This window comes from Nocardioides albus, assembly GCF_014648255.1.
GTDB lineage: Bacteria > Actinomycetota > Actinomycetes > Propionibacteriales > Nocardioidaceae > Nocardioides > Nocardioides albus.
This window is the reverse complement of the sequence record NZ_BMQT01000016.1, coordinates 53,942-73,537: the sequence shown is the minus strand read 5'-3', so window position 1 is coordinate 73,537 and position 19,596 is coordinate 53,942. Positions and strand designations below refer to the sequence as shown.

The following is a 19,596-nucleotide window of genomic DNA, read 5'->3' as shown; positions in this document are numbered from 1 at the left end:
CGAGGCATGGCTCGTGGTGATCGGGCCGCGTGGCGGACCGCCATGCTTGGGAAGGGTCCACAAGGATTCCCCGAGAAGACTGTCGGAGTCGCAGGCGCGCAGGTGCGGCGTCAGGTGAAAGGGTCTGCACCGTGCCACAGGTCTCCCGAATTGCCATCGTCAACCGCGGTGAAGCCGCGATGCGTCTGATCCATGCCGTACGCGACCTCAACGCGAGGGACACGTCCGTAGGAACCATCCGCACCATCGCTCTGCACACCGACGTCGACGCCGGGGCGGCGTTCGTTCGTGAGGCCGACGAGGCGCACCTGCTCGGTGCCGCCGCGGACCGCCCGTACCTCGACCTCGCCGTCCTCGAGCAGGCACTGGTCGCCTCCGGGGCGGACGCTGCCTGGGTCGGGTGGGGCTTCGTCGCCGAGGACCCCGCCTTCGCTGAGCTGTGCGACCGGCTGGGCATCACCTTCATCGGTCCCAGCGCCGAGGCCATGCGGAAGCTGGGCGACAAGATCGGCTCGAAGCTGATCGCCGAAGAGGTCGGCGTCCCGGTGGCTCCCTGGAGCCGCGGCGGCGTGGACGACCTCGAGTCGGCGCTGGCCAGCGCCGAGGAGATCGGCTACCCGCTCATGCTCAAGGCCACCGCCGGCGGCGGCGGGCGGGGCATCCGGAAGGTCACCTCCGGCGACGAGCTCGCCGACGCCTACCAGCGCACCCGGGACGAGGCCGAGCGGGCCTTCGGCAGCGGCGTGGTGTTCCTCGAGAAGCTGGTCACCGACGCCCGCCACGTCGAGGTCCAGGTGATCGCCGACGGTCAGGGCACCGCTTGGGCCATCGGCGTACGCGACTGCTCGGTGCAGCGACGCAACCAGAAGGTCATCGAGGAGTCGGCGTCTCCGTTGCTGAGCGAGGAGCAGGCCGCCGATCTCAAGGAGTCGGCCGAGCGCCTCGCCAACGCCGTCGGCTATGCCGGTGCCGGCACCGTCGAGTTCCTCTACCACCCGGGCTCGAAGACGTTCGCGTTCCTCGAGGTCAACACCCGCCTCCAGGTCGAACACCCCATCACCGAGGCCGTGACCGGCACCGACCTGGTCGCGCTGCAGATCCAGGTCGCTTCCGGCGTACCGCTAGCCGGCGACCGTCCGGTCGAGCGCGGCCACGCGGTCGAGGCCCGGCTCAACGCCGAGGACCCGGACCGCGACTTCGCGCCCGCGCCTGGCCGGATCAGCCGCCTCGAGTTCCCCGCCGGCCCCGGCATCCGGGTCGACACCGGCGTGGCCGAGGGCGACACCATCCCGGCCGACTTCGACTCGATGATCGCCAAGGTGATCGCCTGGGGCGCCGACCGCGAGCAGGCGCTGGCGCGACTGCGCCGGGCGATGGGGGAGACCACCGTCATCATCGACGGCGGCGCGACCAACAAGAGCTTCATCCTCGACCTCCTCGACCAGCCCGAGGTCACCACCGGCAGCCCGGCCTGGGCCGACACCGGATGGATCGACCGGGTGCGCGGCGAGGGACGGCTGCAAGCGGCCCGGCACGCCGGCGTCGCGCTCGTCGCCGCCGCGATCGAGGGGTACGACGAGGCCGAGCGCGGCGAGATCGCCCGCATGCTCCAGACCGCCCAGGGCGGCCGGCCCCAGATCCAGCACGACCCTGCCCGCACCATCGAGCTCAAGCTGCGCGGGGCGACGTACGCCCTGACCGTGCGGCAGTCCGGACCCGCCCGCTACCAGGTCACCATCACGGCCGGCGGCGAGCGGCGCACCCTCACCGCCACCCTCGACCGGATCGACGAGGTGCACGGCCGGCTCACCGTCGACGGCCACCGCTACCGGCTGGTGACCGCCACCCACGGCCCCGTCCATCTGGTCGAGGTCGACGACGTGATGCACCGGGTCAGCCGCGACGAGGGCGGCATGGTCCGCGCGCCCGCGCCGGCGCTCGTCGTGTCCACCCCGCTCGCCGTCGGCGACGAGGTGACAGCCGGGCACCCCGTGCTGGTCCTCGAGTCGATGAAGATGGAGACCGCGCTGACCGCGCCGTTCACCGGCCGGGTCAAGGAGCTCCTGGTCCGGGTCGGGAGCCAGGTCGAGACCGCGGCGCCGCTGCTGCGCCTCGAGCCGACCGGCGAGGCCGAGGGCGAGGCGACCACCGCCACCCTGGCCGACCTCGATCTGCCCGCACCCACCACGGAGCCCGGCCGTAGCAACGGTGCGCTGGACGACCTGAGCAGCCTGCTGCTCGGCTATGACGTCGAGGAGGATCAGCGTCCGGCGTTGCTCGCCGCTCATCTGGCCTCTCGCTCCACCGGTGAGCCCGCGGACACCCTCCGCACCGAGATGGACCTGCTGGCCCTGTTCACCGACTTCGCCGAGCTCAGCCGCAACCGCCCGGCCGGTGACGAGCCGTCCACCGAGCTGCGCGTGCACAGCTCGCGGGAGTACTTCCACACCTACCTGCGCAGCCTCGACCCCGACCGGGGCGCGCTCCCGGACCACTTCCGCGACAAGCTGCTGCGGGTGCTCGCGCACTACGGGGTCTCCGACCTCGAACGTACGCCGGAGCTCGAGCGCGCGGTGTTCCGCATCTTCCTCGCCCAGCAGCATCCCTCCGACGTCGATGTCGCGATCGGGGTGCTGCAGCGCTGGCTCGGCGACCCGCCGCCGGCGACGGAGGACGCCGCTGCGGTCCGCGCGCTTCTCGAGCGGATGGTGCGCGCTACGCAGCGCCGGTTCGCCGTGGTCGGCGACCTGGCTCGCTCGGTCCGGTTCGGCTGGTTCGACCAGCCGCTGGTCGATGACGAGCGCCGCGCGGTGCTGGAGGGAGTGCCGGCCGAGGTCGCCGCCCTCACCGACCCGGACGCCCCTGACCGGGCCGCCCGGATCGACGCGCTGGCCGCTGTCCCCGAGCCGTTGGTCGGCTTCCTCCGGGACCGGCTGGTCGACGGACTTCCCGATCGTGAGCCGCTGCTGGAGGTGTTGATCCGCCGCCACTACCGCGACTACCACCTGCACGACCTCACCGTCACCGTCACTGGCGATGGCGCTGGACGCCCGGTCGCGCACGCCGAGTACGCCACGGACGAGAAGGGCGCGACCCGAGTCGTGTCCACCATCGGCGACGTGACGGAGCTCGCCCATCCCGACGGCCAGCTCGGTGCCGCCATCACCTCGGCGCTGTCCTCGGACCACGACGACGTCGTCGAGATCTACCTGCGCTGGACCGACGCGCCCACCGACCCGGACCTCGCCTCGTCCGAGCTCGCGAAGATGCTCGCCGGCCACGAGTTCGCCCGCCGCGCCCGCCGCGTCTCGATCGCGGTCTGCCATGCCGCGCCGCAGCCGATCGACTACTTCACCTACCGCCATCACGCAGACGGCGCTCCTCACACCCCGACCGCAGAGCTGGTCGAGGACACCCTGGTCCGGGGCATGCACCCGATGGTCGGTCGCAGGCTCAACCTGTGGCGCCTCAGCGAGTTCAACGTCACCCGGCTCGCCGCGCCCGACGACGTACTGCTCTACGAGTGCGTAGCCCGGGCCAACCCCGCCGACCGCCGGCTCGTCGCGGCTGCCCAGGCCCGCCAGCTCGCCGTGGTCCGGGACGACGAGGGCCGCGTGATCGCGCTGCCGCACGTCGAGCGCGCCGTGGAGAACTGCCTCGAGGCGATCCGCCGCGTACGCACCGCCCGGGGCCGCGAGGGCACCAAGCTCGACGTCAACCACGTGTGGGTGACGGTGTGGCCGGTGGTCGAGGCAGACCTCGACCAGATCACCGCGCTCCAGAGCAAGATCACCCCGCTCAGCGAGGGCGCCGGGATCGAGGAGGTGCTCGCGCAGGGCCGCGTGGCCGGGCGCGACGGTGGCGACCCGACCCCGCTGGCCATCCGCTTCCACGCCAAGCCAGGCGCGGGCGTCGTGGCCGACGTCATCGAGCCGCCCAACGAGCCGCTCGCCCCGCTGGACGAGTACGCCGCCAAGGTGCTGCGCGCCCGACGCCGCGGCCTCGTCTACCCCTACGAGCTCCAGCGCGCCCTGGCCGGAAGCGGAACGGTCGTCGAGCACGACCTCGACGCCGACGGCGTGCTCGTCCCCGTCGACCGTGCTCCCGGACTCAACAGCGCCGGCATCATCGTCGCCGTCGTGACCACCCCGAGCTCTCTCTACCCGGAGGGCATCAGCCGAGTCGTGCTCTGCGGTGACCCGCTCAAGTCGCTCGGCGCGCTCTCGGAGCCCGAGTGTGCCCGGGTGATCGCGGCCATCGACCTCGCCGAGAGGCTGCAGATCCCGGTCGAGTGGTTCGCCGTCTCGGCCGGCGCCCGGATCTCGATGGAGAGCGGCACCGAGAACATGGACTGGGTCGCCGCCGCGCTGCGCCGCATCGTCCACTTCACCCAGGACGGCGGCGAGATCAACATCGTCGTCGCCGGGATCAACGTCGGCGCCCAGCCCTACTGGAACGCCGAAGCGACGATGCTGATGCACACCAAGGGCATCCTGGTGATGACCCCGGACAGCGCGATGGTGCTGACCGGCAAGCAGTCGCTCGACTTCTCCGGCGGTGTGTCCGCCGAGGACAACCACGGCATCGGCGGCTACGACCGGGTGATGGGCCCGAACGGTCAGGCGCAGTACTGGGTGCCCGACCTGGCCGGCGCCTTCCGGGTGCTCATGGCGCACTACGAGCACAGCTACGTGGTTCCCGGCGAGGCCGGGCCGCGCCGCGCGCCGACTTCTGACCCGATCGACCGCGACGTGTCGGCGCACCCGCACGCGGGTGACTTCGCCACGGTCGGCGAGATCTTCTCGGCCGAGCACAACCCCGACCGCAAGCGCCCCTTCGACATCCGCACCGTGATGCGGGCGCTGGCCGACGCCGACCACGAGATGCTCGAACGCTGGGCCGGCATGGCCGACGCCGACACCGCCGTGGTCGTCGACACCCGGATCGGCGGCTACCCGGTCAGCCTCGTCGGCATCGAGTCCAAGCCGGTGCCGCGCGCCGGCTTCCCTCCCACCGACGGTCCGGACACCTACACCGCGGGCACCCTGTTCCCGCGGTCCTCGAAGAAGGTCGCGCGGGCGATCAACGCGGCCTCGGGCAACCGCCCGCTGGTCGTGCTCGCCAACCTGTCCGGCTTCGACGGCTCTCCGGAGTCGATGCGCAACCTCCAGCTCGAGTACGGCGCCGAGATCGGCCGCGCAGTCGTCAACTTCCAGGGCCCGATCGTCTTCTGCGTCATCTCCCGCTACCACGGCGGCGCGTTCGTGGTCTTCTCCAAGCACCTCAACCCGTCGATGACCGTCCTCGCCATCGAGGGCTCGTACGCCTCGGTCCTCGGCGGTGCGCCCGCCGCCGCCGTCGTCTTCGCGGCCGAGGTCTCCAAGCGAGCAGCGGCCGACCCGCGAGTCGCCGCTCTCGAGGAGCGCATCGACCACGCCGAGGACGGCGAACGCGGCGCCCTCGTCGTCGAGCTCGCCGAGCTCCGCGCCCAGCTGCGTGCGGACAAGATCGCCGAGGTCGCCGCCGAGTTCGACGGCGTCCACGACATCCACCGCGCCGTCGAGGTCGGCTCTGTCGACGAGGTCATCGCCGCCAGCGACCTTCGGCCCAAGGTGGTCGAGGTCATCGAGCGGGCGTTGGGCGACGGGTGAACCCGACCTGGTCACCGGACGGGCAGGCTCGTCCGGTGACCTAACGGGCTCGACGCGTTCGCGGACGCGCAGCCGGGGGGAGCGTCAGTCGGCCATGCCAGCCGGCACCCTCGTGAGGATCCCGAGGGCGTCGACGCCCCTGGGCAGGGTGCCGAAGGCGATCCCCCAGCTCCCGCCCAACCGGGATGCGATGAATGCGTCGGCAACTGCCTGAGAGCTGTGCCGAACGAGCAGGCTGGCCTGGAACACCAGGGCCAGCCGCTCGACGAGGCCGCGCGCCCCGAACTCCAGCTCGGCGGAGTCGGTCCCGTCGGCGACGAGGTCTTTCTCGAGACTCGCGACCGCCGCGTCCAACCGCCTGTCCGCACCCGACGCCAGGCGCAGCTCGTCGAAGAAGGCCTCGACCGTCTCGGGCTGGCGCCGGATCACGCGAAGCACGTCGAGTGCCGCTACGTTTCCGGAGCCTTCCCAGACCGACTGCAGCGGTGCTTCGCGGTAGAGCCGTGGCATTCCAGAGTTCTCGATGTATCCGTTGCCTCCCAGACACTCCAGCGCCTCGCCCACAACAGCCTGGGCGCGCTTGCACACCCAGTACTTGGTGACGGCCAGCCCGAGACGGCGAACTCCGGCCTCGGCCTCGGAGACCCCCGCCCGATCGGTCGCGCCGCCCAGTCGCATCAAGGCAGCTACGGCAGCCTCCGACTCGAGGGTCAGATCAGCCAGCACGTTGCGCATCAGAGGTTGGTCGACGAGCAGGTTGCCGAAGGCACGGCGGTGCTGGGCGTGGTGCACGGCGCGCACCAGTCCCTTGCGCATGAACGCCGAGCTGAGCACCACACAGTTGAGACGGGTGAAGTTGACCATCTCGATGATCGTGCGCACGCCCCGGCCCTCCTCGCCGACGCGCCACCCGGTAGCACCGTGGTACTCGATCTCGGCCGAGGCGTTCGACCGGTTGCCGAGCTTGTCCTTGAGACGCTCCAGGCGGATCGGGTTGCGGGTGCCGTCGGGCAGCACCCGGGGCAGCAGGAGGCAGGTGAGTCCTGGCTCGGTCTGTACGAGGGTCAGGAACCCGTCGCTCATCGGCGCCGAGGTGAACCACTTGTGGCCCATGACGTCGTAGGTCCCGTCCGGCCGCTCCACCGCGCGGGAGATGTTGGCCCGGGCGTCGGAGCCGCCCTGACGCTCTGTCATCGATGTTCCCAGGACCAACCCGGGCTTCTCGTCCATGGGACGTAGCTCCGGGTCGTACTCGGTGCTGGCCAGACGCCGCCCGTAGGCCTCGGCCAGCTCGGGCGTGTGGCGCAGGGTCGGCACAGCGGCGTACGCCATGCCGATCGGGCACATGTGGCCGGACTCGGCCTGCCCCCAGGCGAAGGCCTTCGCGGTGCGGGCCGCATGGGCGCCCGGCCGGTCCTCGAACCAGGGCGCCGCGTTGAGGCCGAACTCGAAGGCCTTGGCCATCAGCGAGTGGTACGCCGGGTGGAACTCCACGTCGTCGCGGCGGTGGCCGACGGCGTCATAGCGCTGCAGGACCGGCGCGTGCTCGTTCGCCAGTCGTCCCCACTCCTGCACCTCACGACTGCCCGCCGCTCGACCGACCTCGGTGAGATCATCGAGCGCCCAGCCGGCACCCTCGCGGACCAGCCCTTCGCGGAGGGCGGGGTCGTCGGATACGTCGTAGTCGACCAGTTCTGGGGTCTGGTTGAGCACCTCGTTGCCGTGATACACGGTGGTCTCCTCAATGGTGTCCGTCGTCATCGTCTTCATCCGATCAGCCGTGCACGCGCGTCGTCGTACTCGTCGGCGAGGCGGTCGACCAGGTCGGCCGCCGGGCACACCGCATCGACCACGCCGATGCCCTGCCCCGAGCCCCAGACCTGGCTCCACGCCTTGACCTTGCTGGTCCCGTCGGCCCAGCTCATGACGGCTCGGTCCTGCTCGGCGAGCCGGTCGGGGTCGAGACCCGAGGCCTCGATGCTGCCGCGCAGGTAGTTGCCGGGCACTCCCGTGAACAGGTCGGAGTGCACGATGTCGGCAGCCGCGGACGCCACGACCATCTGCTTGTAGCTGTCGTCCGCCAGCGCCTCGTCGGTGGCGATGAACGCCGAGCCGACGTAGGCGAGATCGGCGCCGGCGGCCTGCGCAGCCAGCACCGAACGGCCGTGTGCGATGGCGCCAGAGAGCACCAGCGGCCCGTCGAACCAGCTGCGGATCTCCTGCACCAGTGCGAACGGCGACTGGGAGCCGCCGTGTCCGCCGGCTCCGGCAGCGACCGCGACCAGGCCGTCGGCGCCCTTCTCGACAGCCTTGCGGGCGAACCCGTCGTGGACCACGTCGTGCAGCACGATCCCGCCGTACGAGTGAACCGCGTCGTTGACCTCGGCGCGAGCCCCCAGCGACGTGATGACGATCGGCACCTCGTGCCGGACGACGGTCTCGAGGTCGGCCTCCAGCCGGGCGTTGGTCCGATGCACGATCAGGTTCACGGCGTACGGCGCTGCCGGCGCCTCGGGATGGTTGGCGTCGTGCTTGGCCAGCGCGTCGGTGATGGTGCTCAGCCAGTCGTCGAGCAGTCCCTGGGGTCGCGCGTTGAGGGAGGGGAACGAGCCGACAACGCCGGAGGTGCACTGGGCGATCACCAGGTCGGGCCCGGAGACGGTGAACATCGGTGACGCGACGACCGGCAGCCGCAGCCGGTCACACAGGATCGGGGGAAGGGTCATGACGCGACCGCCAGGTTCTCGAAGATCGTCGCGTTGGCCATGCCGCCTGCCTCGCACATGGTCTGCAGGCCGTAGCGCAGGCCTTCATCACGTAGGTGGTGCACCAGGGTGGTGGCGATCCGGGCTCCGGAGCCTCCGAGAGGATGGCCCAGCGCGATCGCTCCGCCGAGCGGGTTGACCAGCTCGGCAGGGGCACCGGTCGCGTCGAGCCAGGCGCCGACGACGCTGGCGAACGCCTCGTTCACCTCGAACGCGCCGATGTCGGGGAGCGTCAGGCCGGCCAGCTTCAGCACCTTCGCGGTCGCCGGGATCGGTCCGCCCAGCATGGTGATCGGGTCGTCGCCGACGACGGTGGCGGCGTGCACGCGGGCGATGGGGTCGAGGCCGAGCGAGCGGGCCTTGTCGCTCGTCATGACCAGCAGGGCAGCGGCACCGTCCGAGATCTGCGATGCGTTGCCCGCGGTGATCCGGCCACCCTCCTCGAACGCGGGCTTCAAGCCTGCCAGGGACTCGAGCGTCGACTCGCGGCGTACCCCTTCGTCCTCGGAGAGGGTGGAGCCGTCAGACAGCTCGACCGGGGCGATCTGCTTGACGAAGCGGCCGTCGTCGATGGCCTGGGCTGCACGACGATGCGACTCCAGGCTGTAGGCATCGAGCTGCTCACGGCTCAGGTTGTGTCGGCGTGCGAGGATCTCGGCACCGGTGCCCTGATTGAACGCGAAGTCGTCGTACCGGGCCCGCATGCGGGGCCCGAAGGGCTGGCCGGGACCTGCATTTCTGGCTGACCCCATCGGCACGCGGCTCATCGACTCGACGCCTCCGGCAACGACAACGTCAGCCTGTCCCGAGATCACCGTCGCGGCCGCGAAGTGAAGGGCCTGCTGACTCGAGCCGCATTGACGGTCGATGGTGGTGCCGGGGACGCTCTCGGGCCAGCCGGCGGCGAGCACGGCGTTGCGTCCGACGTTGGCCGACTGCTCGCCGACCTGGCCGACGCAGCCCCACATGACGTCGTCGACGCGGGAGAGATCGATGCCGGAGCGCTCGGCGAGGGCCTGCAGCACCACTGCGGAGAGGTCGACGGGGTGGGTCTCGATGAGGGCGCCCTTACGGCGACCGATGGGTGTGCGAACTGCTTCGACGATGACTGCGTCACGCATGTGGAAGTCCTTCTGTGGTGGGGATGTGGTGAGGTCCGGGTCAGCTGCCGGACCAGGTAGGCTTGCGGCGCTCGGCGAAGGCACGGGCGCCCTCGCGGGCGTCGGCCGAGGCGAACACGGTGGCCGCGGCCTCGCGCAGGCGCAGGAACTCCTGGTCGGCGGGCCAGTCCGACGACTCGATGACGACGCGCTTGCTGGTGTGGACGGCGAGGGGTCCGTTCTCTGCGATACGCAGGGCCAGCTCGACCGCCGTCGACAGCGCCTGGCCCGGATCCACGACCCGGTTGACCAGCCCGAACCTGGCCAGGTCCGCGGCGGGGACGGCGTCTCCGGTGAGGATCATCTCGAGGGCCACCGCGCGCGGCAGCGACCTCGGGAGGCGGGTCAGCCCGCCGGCCGCGGCGACCAGGCCACGTTTCACCTCGGGCAGGCCGAACGAGGCGGCAGCGGAGGAGATCACGAGATCGCAGGCCAGCACGATCTCGAAGCCGCCGCCGAGAGCCGGTCCTTCGACCGCCGCGATCAGCGGCTTGGTGGGCGGTGCCTCGACCAGCCCGGCGAAGCCACCCTTCTCCGTACGCGGTCGCTCGCCGCGCAGGTGCGCCTTGAGGTCCATCCCGGCGCAGAACGTGCTGCCGTTAGCCGCGATCACACCCGCAGCGAGAGACCGGTCCGACTCGAGGGTCTCGATCGCCGCGCCGATCGCCTCCGCGGTGCGCAGGTCGATGGCGTTGCGAGCCTCGGGCCGATCGAGGGTGATCACGAGCACGGCGCCCCTTCGTTCGACCAGCACCGGTGGGGTGGCGCCTGCCGACGAGGTCATCGGGGTGCCATCCGGATCGCGCCGTCGAGCCTGATCGTCTCGCCGTTGAGCATGCCGTTCTCGACGATGTGCGCGGCGAGCGCCGCGAACTCGGTGGGGTCGCCGAGCCGACGCGGGTGCGGTACGGCCGCCGCGAGCGACTCGCGGACGTCGTCCCGGGCCCGGGCCAGCAGAGGGGTGTCGAACGTGCCGGGAGCGATCGTGCACACCCGGACGCCGATGCCGGCCAGGTCACGCGCAGCCGGCAGGGTCATCCCGACCACCGCGGCCTTGGCCGCCGAGTAGTTGATCTGGCCGATCTGTCCTTCGAACGCCGCGACGGATGCGGTCAGGACACAGACGCCACGGTCGCCGTCGAGCGGTTCGTTGCGCGCCAGCGACCGCGCGGCGTACCGGAGGACGTTGAACGATCCGACCACGTTGAGCTCGATCACCGACGCGAAGGGCTCCAGGTCGACGGCCTCTCCGGCCTTGTCGAGCAGCCGCATCGGACGACCGCGGCCGGCGCAGTGCACGACTGCGCGCACCGGACCCTGCTCGTCGGCGGTCGCGAACGCGGCCGCGACCTGATCGCCGTCGATCACGTCCGCAGCCACGAACCTGGACCTGTCTCCGAGCTCGGCCGCAACCGCCTTGCCGTCCGAGGAAGGCAGATCGACCAGGGTGACGGATGCTCCGCCGGCGATCAGCCGTTCGGCGGTGGCCCGTCCGAGCCCCGATGCCGCGCCGGTGACGACGGTGTTGATCCCGCTGATGTCCATGGCTGCCTCACAACCCCAGCGACTTGGAGACGACGCTCTTCATGACCTCGCTGGTGCCGCCGAAGATCCGGCTGACGCGAGCATCGGTGTAGAGGCGCGCGATCGGATACTCGCGCATGTAGCCGTAACCGCCGTGCAGCTGGAGGCACTTGTCGATGACCCGGGCTTGGACCTCGGTGCAGAACAGCTTCGTCTTGGCGGCATCGGCCGGGGTCAGCCTGCCGGCGTCGAGGGCGATGATGGCCCGGTCGACCATGGCCTCGGCGGCCTCGAGCTCGGTCGCACATTCGGCGAGCACGAACTTGGTGTTCTGGAAGTCGGCGACGCGGTGGCCGAACGCCTTGCGCTCCTTGACGTAGTCGATGGCGAGGTTGAGCGCGGCGGTTGCCGTCGCGTAGGCCGTCACCGCGATGGTGAGGCGCTCCTGGGGCAGGTTGGAGGTGAGCGCCGCGAACGCCTCGCCCTCGGTGCCGAGGAGGTTGGCGACCGGCACCCGGACGTCCTCGAAGGAGAGCTCGGCGGTGTCTTGCGCCTTGAGCCCCATCTTGTCGAGGTTGCGGCCACGGGTGAAGCCGGGCATGCCGGACTCGACGACCAGGAGCGACAGGCCCTTGCGCCGGTTGCTCTCGTCGTTGGAGGTGCGAGCCACCACCACGATGAGGTCCGCATTGATGCCGCCGGTGATGAAGGTCTTGGCCCCGTTGAGGACGTACTCGTCGCCGTCACGCCGGGCGGTCGTGGCCACGCCGGCCAGGTCGGAGCCGGTGCCGGGCTCGGTCATCGCGATCGAGCTGACGAGGGTGCCGTCGGCGAAGCCGGGGAACCAACGCTCCTTCTGCTCCTCGTTGGCGAGCTCGAGGAAGTAGGGCAGCACCGTGCTCAGGTGCACCTGGAGCCCACCGAGGCTCGCCGCGGCGAAGCCGTTCTCCTCGAGGACGACCGCGTTGAAGCGGAAGCTCTCCACGCCACCACCGCCGAAGCGCTCGGGGATCTGGAGCCCGTTGATGCCGATGTCCGCCGTCTTGCGGAACAGCTCACGAGGGACGATGCCGGCCTCCTCCCAGACGGGGAGATGCGGCACGATCTCCTTGTCGATCAGCTGCCGTACGGTCTCGCGGAACGCGTCGTGGTCCTCGTCGTAGATGTCTCGGTTCATGATTCTCTCCAGTCGTGGTGATGATGGGCGGCTGGGCACGACGATGGGCCCGGCCAGGAGGACGTTCTTCGGGTCAGCCGCCGAGGCCGATGACCCGCGCAGCAGCGAGGTCCGCGATCTCCGCGGGGTCGTAGCCGTGGGCGCGGAGCACCTCGGCGGTGTGCTCACCCAGGCGCGGGGCGGCGGTGCGGGGTCCGTCTCCCGCTGAACCCAGGTGCCAGGGCGACCGCATGGTCGGGTACGTGGAACCGTCGGGCTCGGTCGCCTCGATGAACAGGCCGGCGGCCTCGATGTCAGGGTTCTTGAACACCTCGTCATACCCACTGATCCGGCCTGCCACGACGCCGTTACTGGTCAGCAGCTCCATCGCGGCGTCGCTGGTCAGCGGGGCGAACGCGGCACGCAGCTCGACGAGCAGCGGGGCCCGATTGGCCACTCGGTCCTCGTTGGTGGCGAACCGCGGGTCGCCGGGCAGGTCGTCGCGCCCGATCAGGGTGCACAGCCTGGCGAAGTGCTGCGGCGAGTACGCCGACACCACGATGGCGCCGTCCAGCGTGGGCATCACGTCGGCCGCGGGGGCGATGGTCGGCTGCCCGTTGCCACGGCGCTTCGGACTCTTGCCGGTGAGGAGGAACTCGCCCCAGTTCGGGCCCTGGAGGTGTACGGCGACCTCCAGCAGCGACACCTCGACCTCGTCGCCGAGCCCGAAGCGCATCTTGCGAACGAAGGCCCCGAGCACGGCCTGGGCAAAGACGTGGGCGGCCGCGGCGTCGACCACCGGGAACCCCACACGCTGCGGCTCACCGTCGGCTTCGCCGGTCACCCACATGATGCCGCTCTCGGCCTGGGCTGCGATGTCTAGCCCGGGCCGGTTGCGCGAGGGGCCGTGCAGACCGAAGCCGCTGACCGTGGCGTAGACGATGTCGGGGTGCCTGGCTCGGACGCTGGCGGCGTCGAGGCCGAAGCTCTCCATCACACCGGGCCGCAGATTCTGCACGACGATGTCGGCCTCGGCGATGAGTCGTTCGGCCACGGCCCGCCCGCGCGGGTCCTTGAGGTCGAGCGCGATGGCCCGCTTGCCCCGGTTGTAGGTGCGCAGGATCGCTTCGCCGTACACCCCGATGACGCGGGCCGCCTCGCCGGTGACGGGCTCGACCTTGATCACGTCGGCACCGAGGTCGACCAGCACCTGCGTCGCGGCGGGCGCGGCGATGAACTGTCCGAAGTCGACGACGCGGACCCCTTCCAGCGGGGCGCTCATCGGGTCATCCCCACTCGTTCGCGGATGCGCGCGAGGTCACGTTCGGGCCGTACTAGGAGGAGGGACAGGACCCCGCCGACGGCCATCATGAGACCGGTGACCGCGAAGCCGTTGTTGTAGCCGGTGATCGCATCGGGCGCAGCGTCGACGAGGTAGCCGAGCAGCAGAGGCGCGAGCACGCCCGCCATGCTGTAGAACGCGACCAGGCAACCGAGGACGGTGCCGCGGCGCTTCGGATGGACGACGTCACCGATCGCGACGAAGGCGACGGCGTACGCGGCGGAGTTCATCGAGAAGGCAAGGCTGATGAACACCATCTGCAGGGGACCGCGATCGATGATGGTGAACAGGTACATCGAGAGGCCGGCCAGCACGACCAGTCCGCCGGCGAAGTAGCCACGGGTGATGCGACGGCTGACGCCGCGCTCGGTGAGCCGGTTTGACGCCAGGCCGGCGCCGACCGCGGCGACGGCCGCGACCGCGTACGGGAAGGTGATCAGCCGGCTGCTGGTGACCGCGTCGTAGCCGAGGCCCTGGCTGAGGAAGAGGGGGAGCCAAGCCACCTTCAGCGTCGTCGACCAGTAGGCGAAGAAGGTCAACAGCGCGGTGCCGATCACGGTGCCGGTGGTGAGGATGATCCGCAGGGGGGCCTCGACCGGGACGGTGTCGGGGTCGACTACGACGCTGGTGGCGAGCACGCTGCCCTCGGGCGGTGCGGACCGGCCGAGGACCAGCCAGGCGGCCAACCACAGCAGGCCGGCGACGGTCAGCACGCCGAACGCCGCGTGCCACGACCAGGTGACGATCACCCAGGTCAGCAGGGGAGCAGCGATCAACGGACCGATCGAGGCGCCTGCGGTGATCACACCCGCGGGCAGGCCCCGCTTCTCCGGCGGGAACCACGAGTGCACGATGTGGGTGCACAGGGCGTACGCCGGGCCTTCGGCGAACCCGAGGGCGATCCGGCACACCAGCACCGCGGTGAAGGCCAGTGGCCACATCAGCGGGGCCATGGTGAGCACCCAGATCAGCATCAGGCCCGCAACCAGCCAGCGCGCATCGATCCGAGAGGTCAGTGCGCCGATGGTGATGGCGCCGACGGCGAAGAGCCAGAAGAAGGCGCTCTGGAGCAGCCCGAACCTGCTGGCGGAGATGTCGAGGTCATCCATGATCTGGACGCCGGCGAATCCGACCACCGCCTTGTCGGCGAAGTTCAGAAGCATGAAGACGAGAAGCAGGATCGTGATCGTCCAGGCCCGTCGCTTGAACGCGGCCTGGTCGGGAGCCGCGGCGAGGAGCGCGTCGGTCCGCTCGGTGGTGGGCAGTGTCATGGGTCTCTCCGGATCTATGGGCTCAGCGGCCCGCGAAGACGGGCTCGCGACGCTGGAGGAATGCAGACGCGGCCTCAGCAGCGTCGTCGGTGTGGAACGAGCGGACCATCCGCTCGGTCTCCGGTCCGAGATAGGCGGCAAGCGGCAGGTGAGTGGCGTCGAGCAGGTTCTGCTTCATCGCCCGGGAAGCGAGGGGTGCGGCTGCCGCGAGTCGAGCCGCGATGTCGTGAGTGAAGTTGTCGAACTCCTCGTCGTCGCTGACCGAGGTGACCAGCCCGAGCTGCTCGGCGCGGTCGGCGTCGAACCGTCCGGGAAGCAGGAAGAGCTCGCGGGCCTTCGCGGCTCCCAGGATCTGGGTGAGGAACCAGATGCCGCCCAGGTCGCCGGAGAGTCCGGCGCTCAGGAAAGCGGTGTTGAAGACCGCGCTGCGGTTCGCGATCCTCAGATCGGCGGCCAATGCGAGGGACAGGCCGGCGCCGGCACACGCGCCGTTGATCGCCGCGACCGTCACCTGCGGCATCTCGTACAGACGTTGGGCCACGCGGCCCGCGCTGCGCAGCCGCGCTGTGTCGGCCTCGACGGAGTCGCGTCGCAGAGACCGCGTCTCCGGTGCACCCGCGAGGTCTGCGCCGACGCAGAAGGCACGCCCTGAGCCGGTGAGCACGACGACGTGCACATCGGGGTTCGCCTCGATCCGCCCGAGGGCGTCGTACAGCTCGCCGAGCAGCTGCACCGACAAGGCGTTGCGCCGCTCGGTGTTGCGCAGGGTGAGGTTCGCGATCGGTCCGCTGATCGAGCAGGTGACCTGTGATGCCATGAGTCGCTCCCTGGGTGGACGTGTCGTTGTGGACTACGTCACATGAAACGGGAGGAGGACCGACAGCGTCCAAGACCAAAAACTGGTAGGCGATATAGGCTCGACCTATCAGTTCGGTGCTGACAGGCGATCGCCGCCATGGAGCAGTTGGCTACTCGCTCGCGGGTGAACGCGGGTAGATCGGGCCGATCTCCCTGAACTGCTCACGCTGTCTGCGCTCGATCGCGGCGACCACCTCTGCGGCCGCATCCACTCGTGAGGAGCCAGCATCCATGCGTCGACTTACCGCGCGTTCCCACGACGCCAGCTGCTGCTTCGTGTAGTCGAGGAACATCGCCGCTGCAGGCGTGAGGCGGTCGGGGCGATGGATCGCCCCGACGGACCGGGAGACGTGGGGGCTCAGGTCACGCACCACAGCGCCTCGCTGGCGCGCCTCGAGAGCGATGCGCTGAGGAAGGATCGCGGCCCCCGCACCGGAGAGCACCATCGGAACGACGGCGCCGCGCTGCGGAACCTCGACCGCCACGAGCGGCTCCACTCCGCAGGCACGCAAGATCGCCTCGACGTTGTCTCGGCTGGCGGTGTTGCGTTCACCCATCACGAACGGGACGCCGTCGAGCGAGTTGGCCTCGACGACGTCGGGCAGGTCTGTGGGAGTGCCGGGCGGGAAGGCCACCACGAAGTGCTGGTCGACCAGGAAGTGGTGGGTGAGGTCGTTGACACCCATCGGCAGCACGGTGATGCCGAGCTCGCAGGCTCCGTCCTTGACCATGTCGACGACCTCTCCGAGCCGGTCTCGCTCCTCGACGCGGACATGAACCAGTGGATGCTTCACTCGAAACTGGGCCACCCATACCGAGAGCGGATCGGTCGAGGTGTCGGACAGTGCGGCGATGTCGATGCGACCACCTTGTAGGTGGTTCACTGCAGACACGGCCTCGCGTGCCAGGTCCAGGTCGCGGAGCACCTGCCGCGCAGGGCCGATCAACGCCTCACCTGCTGCTGAGAGCACAACTCCTCGCCCCACGCGATGGAACAATGTCGCCTGGACCTCCTTCTCGAGTCTGCGGAGAGACTGCGAGATCGATGGCTGAGCGACACGAAGCGCGGTGGCCGCACGGTTGATCCCACCGTGTTCCACCACCGCCAGGAAGTACTCCAGCTGGCGGGGATCCATGGGCTCAGCCTAGATGACACGCTCCCCGTGGCCTCGCGCCCCGCTGACCTGCGGATATAGGGAAGACCGAACGGACCGACATCGAATCTCCCGTTGATCGGTCATCTCGCCACCCTCAATGTGAGGAGTGTTCTTGTGACGTCGATCACCCGCTTCACAAGCGTCGCCAACTCACTCATCGAGAAGGTCATCATGACGACAACCCAACCAACCCCACTCGCACCAGGAACCAAGCCCCCGCTCGACAAGCGTGCTTGGGGAATCGTCCTGTTCCTGTTCCTCTTTTTCACGCTGAACTTTGCTGACAAGGCAGCCGTCGGGCTGGCGAGTGTCCAGATCCGCGAGGATCTCGGCCTCTCGGCCAGTCAGTACGGACTCCTCTCGAGCGCGTTCTTCTGGATGTTCGCGATCGGGGCAGTAGTCCTGTCCGCCGCGCTGCGCAAGATCTCCTACACGTGGGGCGCCGGGCTGCTGATGCTCTCCTGGGTCCTGTGCATGGCGCCGTTGATGGTGCAGACCTCGTTCGGGGTGCTGGTCGCTTCTCGCATCGCGCTCGGCTTCTTCGAGGGGCCGGCACATGCGCTGTGCCAGTCCATCGTGGCCGACCGCTTCGCGCCCGAGCGCCGTGCATTCGCCGGCGCGATCGTCAACGCCGGATCGTCGATCGGCCCGCTGATCGCCGCTCCCACCCTCACCTGGGTGATCCTGACCTGGCACTGGCACGCCGCCTTCATGGTGCTGGTGGTCGTCGGGCTGTTGTGGCTGGTGGGTTGGTTCTGGTTCTCGGAACGCTTGCCGTTCCGAAAGAGCGTCTCGCCGACCGTTGCGGCTGAGACCAGCGTCGACCCCAACGGTCACATCGCCGTCCCCTTCTACCGGCTGCTGATGCTCCGTAGCTTCTGGGGGCTGGTGATGCTGTCGTTCGCCGGCTACCTGATCTCCTCGCTCAAGGTCGCCTGGCTGCCCGCCTACCTGAGCGAAGGACTCGGCTACTCCGCCAGCTCCGTCGGCACCCTGGTGACGCTGCCCTACGCGGTCGCTGTCATCGTTCTGCTCTCGGCCGGCATGATCTCCGGGCGGCTCCTGCGCCGGGGCCACTCGTCGCGGGTCGCCCGCGGCTACCTCACCACTGCGTTCCTGCTGTTCGGTGGCCTGTCGATGATCCTGTTCACCCGCCTCGAGCCGGGTCCGCTGCAGTTGTTCCTCGTGGTCTGTGGCTTCGCCGTCAACAGCGTCGCCTTCTCGGTGGCCTTCGCCGGCGCCTCCGACTTTCTCCCCGCGCACCAGCGCGTCGCCTTCTTCGGTTGCATCATCGCGGCCTACAGCGTCGCCGGGATCGTGGCTCCGTACGTCTTGGGGGTCATCGTCGACCATGCGGCGACGGCTGCCGAGGGCTATGCGACCGGCTTCCTGTACGTCGGCATCGCGGTCTGTGTCCTCGGTGTCATCGGTGGCCTGATGCTCAACCCCGAGCGCGCCCGTGCCACGCTCGAGAAGCTGACGAACCAGTACGCCGCGCAGGTGACCCGATGACCGCCGCGGGCCCTCTGGCGGGCATTCGAGTGCTCGACCTCGGCCAGTACATCGCCGGACCCAGCGCAGCTCAGTCGCTGTCCGACCTGGGTGCGAACGTGATCAAGGTCGAGAGCCTGACGGGCGACCAGACCCGGGGAATCGGTGCTTTCGGTGACTCGATGATGCGAGCGTTCAACCGGGACAAGCGCAGCGTCGCTCTCGACCTCGCGCACGAGACCGGTAACGCCATCATGCACCGGCTGCTCGAGGACGCGGACGTGCTCATCCAGAACTTCCGTGTCGGATCGGCCGAACGTCTCGGGCTCGGCGCCGACGAGCTGATGGAGCGCTACCCAGGTCTGATCTATGCGAGCATCACCGGCTTCGGGACGCGCGGTCCCTCGAAGGCGCGTCCGGGCCTCGACATCGCTGCGCAGGCCGAGTTCGGGATGATGCACACCACCGGCGTCGCCGACGGCGAGCCGCAGCGTGTCGGGTTCCACGCCGTCGACACGGCTGCCGCCAACGCACTTGTCACGGGCATCCTGGCCGCCCTGTTCACCCGTACGACGACCGGCCGCGGGACCCACGTCGAGACGTCGTTGATGGAGTCCGCCCTGGCGGTGCAGGCTGCTGCCTGGGGCGAGTTCACCGTGACGGGAGTGGCTCCGAGACGCAAGGGCAACGGCCAGCCGTACGCCGCTCCTGCAGCAGATACCTTCGAAGCGTCCGACGGAACGATCGTCATCTCGGCCTACACCCCGCAGAAGTGGTCGGCCCTGTGCACTCTCATCGGGCGACCGGACATGATCGACGACCCGCGGTTCGTCGACAACCCGGCCCGGGTGGCCAACCGCCCCGCGATGGTCGCGGCGATCAACGAGGCCTTCGTCGACCGCACCCGCGACCAGGCCGTCGAATTGCTGCTCGAGGCCGGGATCGTAGCCGGCGCGGTGCGCTCCTTCGACGAGATCGCCAAGGACAAAGACGTTCTCGCATCCGGGGTACTTGTGGATGTCGCCGGGCCGGATGGCTCGTCCTTCACCAGCCCTGGCCTGCCATTCACGCTCGACGGGCGACGACGGACCACCTCTACGAGCGCACCGAAGCTCGGCCAGCACACCTCGTCCTTGCTGGCCGATCTCGGTTTCAGCCCCGCAGAGATCGACGACCTGATCGCGTCACGCGTCGTCGTCGCCACCAACTGACAAATCGTGA

Annotated in this window: 13 protein-coding genes; 3 read left to right on the top strand and 10 right to left on the bottom strand. The window is 69.7% G+C overall.

The annotated features are described in order from the left end of the window. Positions 1 to 131 precede the first annotated feature (131 nt). On the top strand, positions 132 to 5,651 hold the full coding sequence (locus tag IEY84_RS25575) for an ATP-binding protein (protein WP_183551591.1): 5,520 nt from the start codon (positions 132 to 134) through the stop codon (positions 5,649 to 5,651). Positions 5,652 to 5,735: 84 nt separating this feature from the next. On the opposite strand, the gene IEY84_RS25570 is transcribed toward IEY84_RS25575, so the two are convergent. From IEY84_RS25570 to IEY84_RS25525, 10 genes are all read right to left on the bottom strand, one after another. Continuing rightward, complete coding sequence (locus tag IEY84_RS25570) at positions 5,736 to 7,412, bottom strand: acyl-CoA dehydrogenase family protein (RefSeq protein WP_183551588.1); 1,677 nt, start codon at positions 7,410 to 7,412, stop codon at positions 5,736 to 5,738. A 5-nt stretch (positions 7,413 to 7,417) separates the two neighbouring features. After that, a complete protein-coding gene (locus IEY84_RS25565) occupies positions 7,418 to 8,377 on the bottom strand; it encodes an NAD(P)H-dependent flavin oxidoreductase (protein ID WP_183551585.1) in 960 nt (319 codons plus the stop codon). After that, a complete protein-coding gene (locus tag IEY84_RS25560; protein ID WP_183551582.1) occupies positions 8,374 to 9,537 on the bottom strand; it encodes a thiolase family protein in 1,164 nt (387 codons plus the stop codon). Before IEY84_RS25560 ends, IEY84_RS25565 begins: the two co-directional genes overlap by 4 nt. Positions 9,538 to 9,577: 40 nt before the next feature. Continuing rightward, entirely contained in the window at positions 9,578 to 10,360 is a 783-nt protein-coding gene (locus IEY84_RS25555; protein WP_183551579.1) for a crotonase/enoyl-CoA hydratase family protein, read from the bottom strand. Further along, positions 10,357 to 11,121, bottom strand: a complete 765-nt coding sequence (locus IEY84_RS25550) for an SDR family NAD(P)-dependent oxidoreductase (RefSeq protein WP_183551576.1) — start codon at positions 11,119 to 11,121, stop codon at positions 10,357 to 10,359. Before IEY84_RS25550 ends, IEY84_RS25555 begins: the two co-directional genes overlap by 4 nt. 7 nt (positions 11,122 to 11,128) lie before the next feature. Continuing rightward, positions 11,129 to 12,277: an acyl-CoA dehydrogenase family protein gene (locus IEY84_RS25545; RefSeq protein ID WP_183551573.1), complete on the bottom strand. Its 1,149-nt coding sequence runs from the start codon at positions 12,275 to 12,277 to the stop codon at positions 11,129 to 11,131. 73 nt (positions 12,278 to 12,350) lie between these two features. Further along, positions 12,351 to 13,538 (bottom strand): CaiB/BaiF CoA transferase family protein, encoded by a 1,188-nt coding sequence (locus IEY84_RS25540; RefSeq protein ID WP_183551570.1) that lies wholly within the window; start codon positions 13,536 to 13,538, stop codon positions 12,351 to 12,353. Then, complete coding sequence (locus tag IEY84_RS25535) at positions 13,535 to 14,869, bottom strand: MFS transporter (RefSeq protein ID WP_221209271.1); 1,335 nt, start codon at positions 14,867 to 14,869, stop codon at positions 13,535 to 13,537. The genes IEY84_RS25540 and IEY84_RS25535 overlap by 4 nt, the downstream gene beginning before the upstream one ends. Before the next feature lie 22 nt (positions 14,870 to 14,891). Continuing rightward, positions 14,892 to 15,686 carry an enoyl-CoA hydratase-related protein gene (locus tag IEY84_RS25530; protein WP_183551567.1) on the bottom strand — a complete coding sequence of 265 codons (795 nt, stop codon included), beginning with the start codon at positions 15,684 to 15,686 and terminating at the stop codon, positions 14,892 to 14,894. Positions 15,687 to 15,837: 151 nt separating this feature from the next. After that, positions 15,838 to 16,863 carry a LysR family transcriptional regulator gene (locus IEY84_RS25525; RefSeq protein ID WP_183551564.1) on the bottom strand — a complete coding sequence of 342 codons (1,026 nt, stop codon included), beginning with the start codon at positions 16,861 to 16,863 and terminating at the stop codon, positions 15,838 to 15,840. Between the two features lie 192 nt (positions 16,864 to 17,055). Between IEY84_RS25525 and IEY84_RS25520 the strand changes: the two genes are divergently transcribed. Together IEY84_RS25520 and IEY84_RS25515 are read left to right on the top strand one after the other, a co-directional pair. Then, on the top strand, positions 17,056 to 18,396 hold the full coding sequence (locus IEY84_RS25520; RefSeq protein WP_183551561.1) for an MFS transporter: 1,341 nt from the start codon (positions 17,056 to 17,058) through the stop codon (positions 18,394 to 18,396). Further along, positions 18,393 to 19,586 carry a CaiB/BaiF CoA transferase family protein gene (locus tag IEY84_RS25515; RefSeq protein WP_183551558.1) on the top strand — a complete coding sequence of 398 codons (1,194 nt, stop codon included), beginning with the start codon at positions 18,393 to 18,395 and terminating at the stop codon, positions 19,584 to 19,586. Before IEY84_RS25520 ends, IEY84_RS25515 begins: the two co-directional genes overlap by 4 nt. Positions 19,587 to 19,596 lie beyond the last annotated feature (10 nt).

What these genes read in the sequence shown, in the direction of transcription:
- IEY84_RS25520 (WP_183551561.1), top strand. Translation starts at nt 17,056, where the DNA reads ATGACGACAACCCAACCAACCCCACTCGCACCAGGAACCAAGCCCCCG.
- IEY84_RS25545 (WP_183551573.1), bottom strand. Translation starts at nt 12,277, where the DNA reads ATGAACCGAGACATCTACGACGAGGACCACGACGCGTTCCGCGAGACC.
- IEY84_RS25560 (WP_183551582.1), bottom strand. Translation starts at nt 9,537, where the DNA reads ATGCGTGACGCAGTCATCGTCGAAGCAGTTCGCACACCCATCGGTCGC.
- IEY84_RS25555 (WP_183551579.1), bottom strand. Translation starts at nt 10,360, where the DNA reads ATGACCTCGTCGGCAGGCGCCACCCCACCGGTGCTGGTCGAACGAAGG.
- IEY84_RS25570 (WP_183551588.1), bottom strand. Translation starts at nt 7,412, where the DNA reads ATGACGACGGACACCATTGAGGAGACCACCGTGTATCACGGCAACGAG.
- IEY84_RS25515 (WP_183551558.1), top strand. Translation starts at nt 18,393, where the DNA reads ATGACCGCCGCGGGCCCTCTGGCGGGCATTCGAGTGCTCGACCTCGGC.
- IEY84_RS25550 (WP_183551576.1), bottom strand. Translation starts at nt 11,121, where the DNA reads ATGGACATCAGCGGGATCAACACCGTCGTCACCGGCGCGGCATCGGGG.
- IEY84_RS25540 (WP_183551570.1), bottom strand. Translation starts at nt 13,538, where the DNA reads ATGAGCGCCCCGCTGGAAGGGGTCCGCGTCGTCGACTTCGGACAGTTC.
- IEY84_RS25530 (WP_183551567.1), bottom strand. Translation starts at nt 15,686, where the DNA reads ATGGCATCACAGGTCACCTGCTCGATCAGCGGACCGATCGCGAACCTC.
- IEY84_RS25565 (WP_183551585.1), bottom strand. Translation starts at nt 8,377, where the DNA reads ATGACCCTTCCCCCGATCCTGTGTGACCGGCTGCGGCTGCCGGTCGTC.
- IEY84_RS25525 (WP_183551564.1), bottom strand. Translation starts at nt 16,863, where the DNA reads ATGGATCCCCGCCAGCTGGAGTACTTCCTGGCGGTGGTGGAACACGGT.
- IEY84_RS25535 (WP_221209271.1), bottom strand. Translation starts at nt 14,869, where the DNA reads ATGACACTGCCCACCACCGAGCGGACCGACGCGCTCCTCGCCGCGGCT.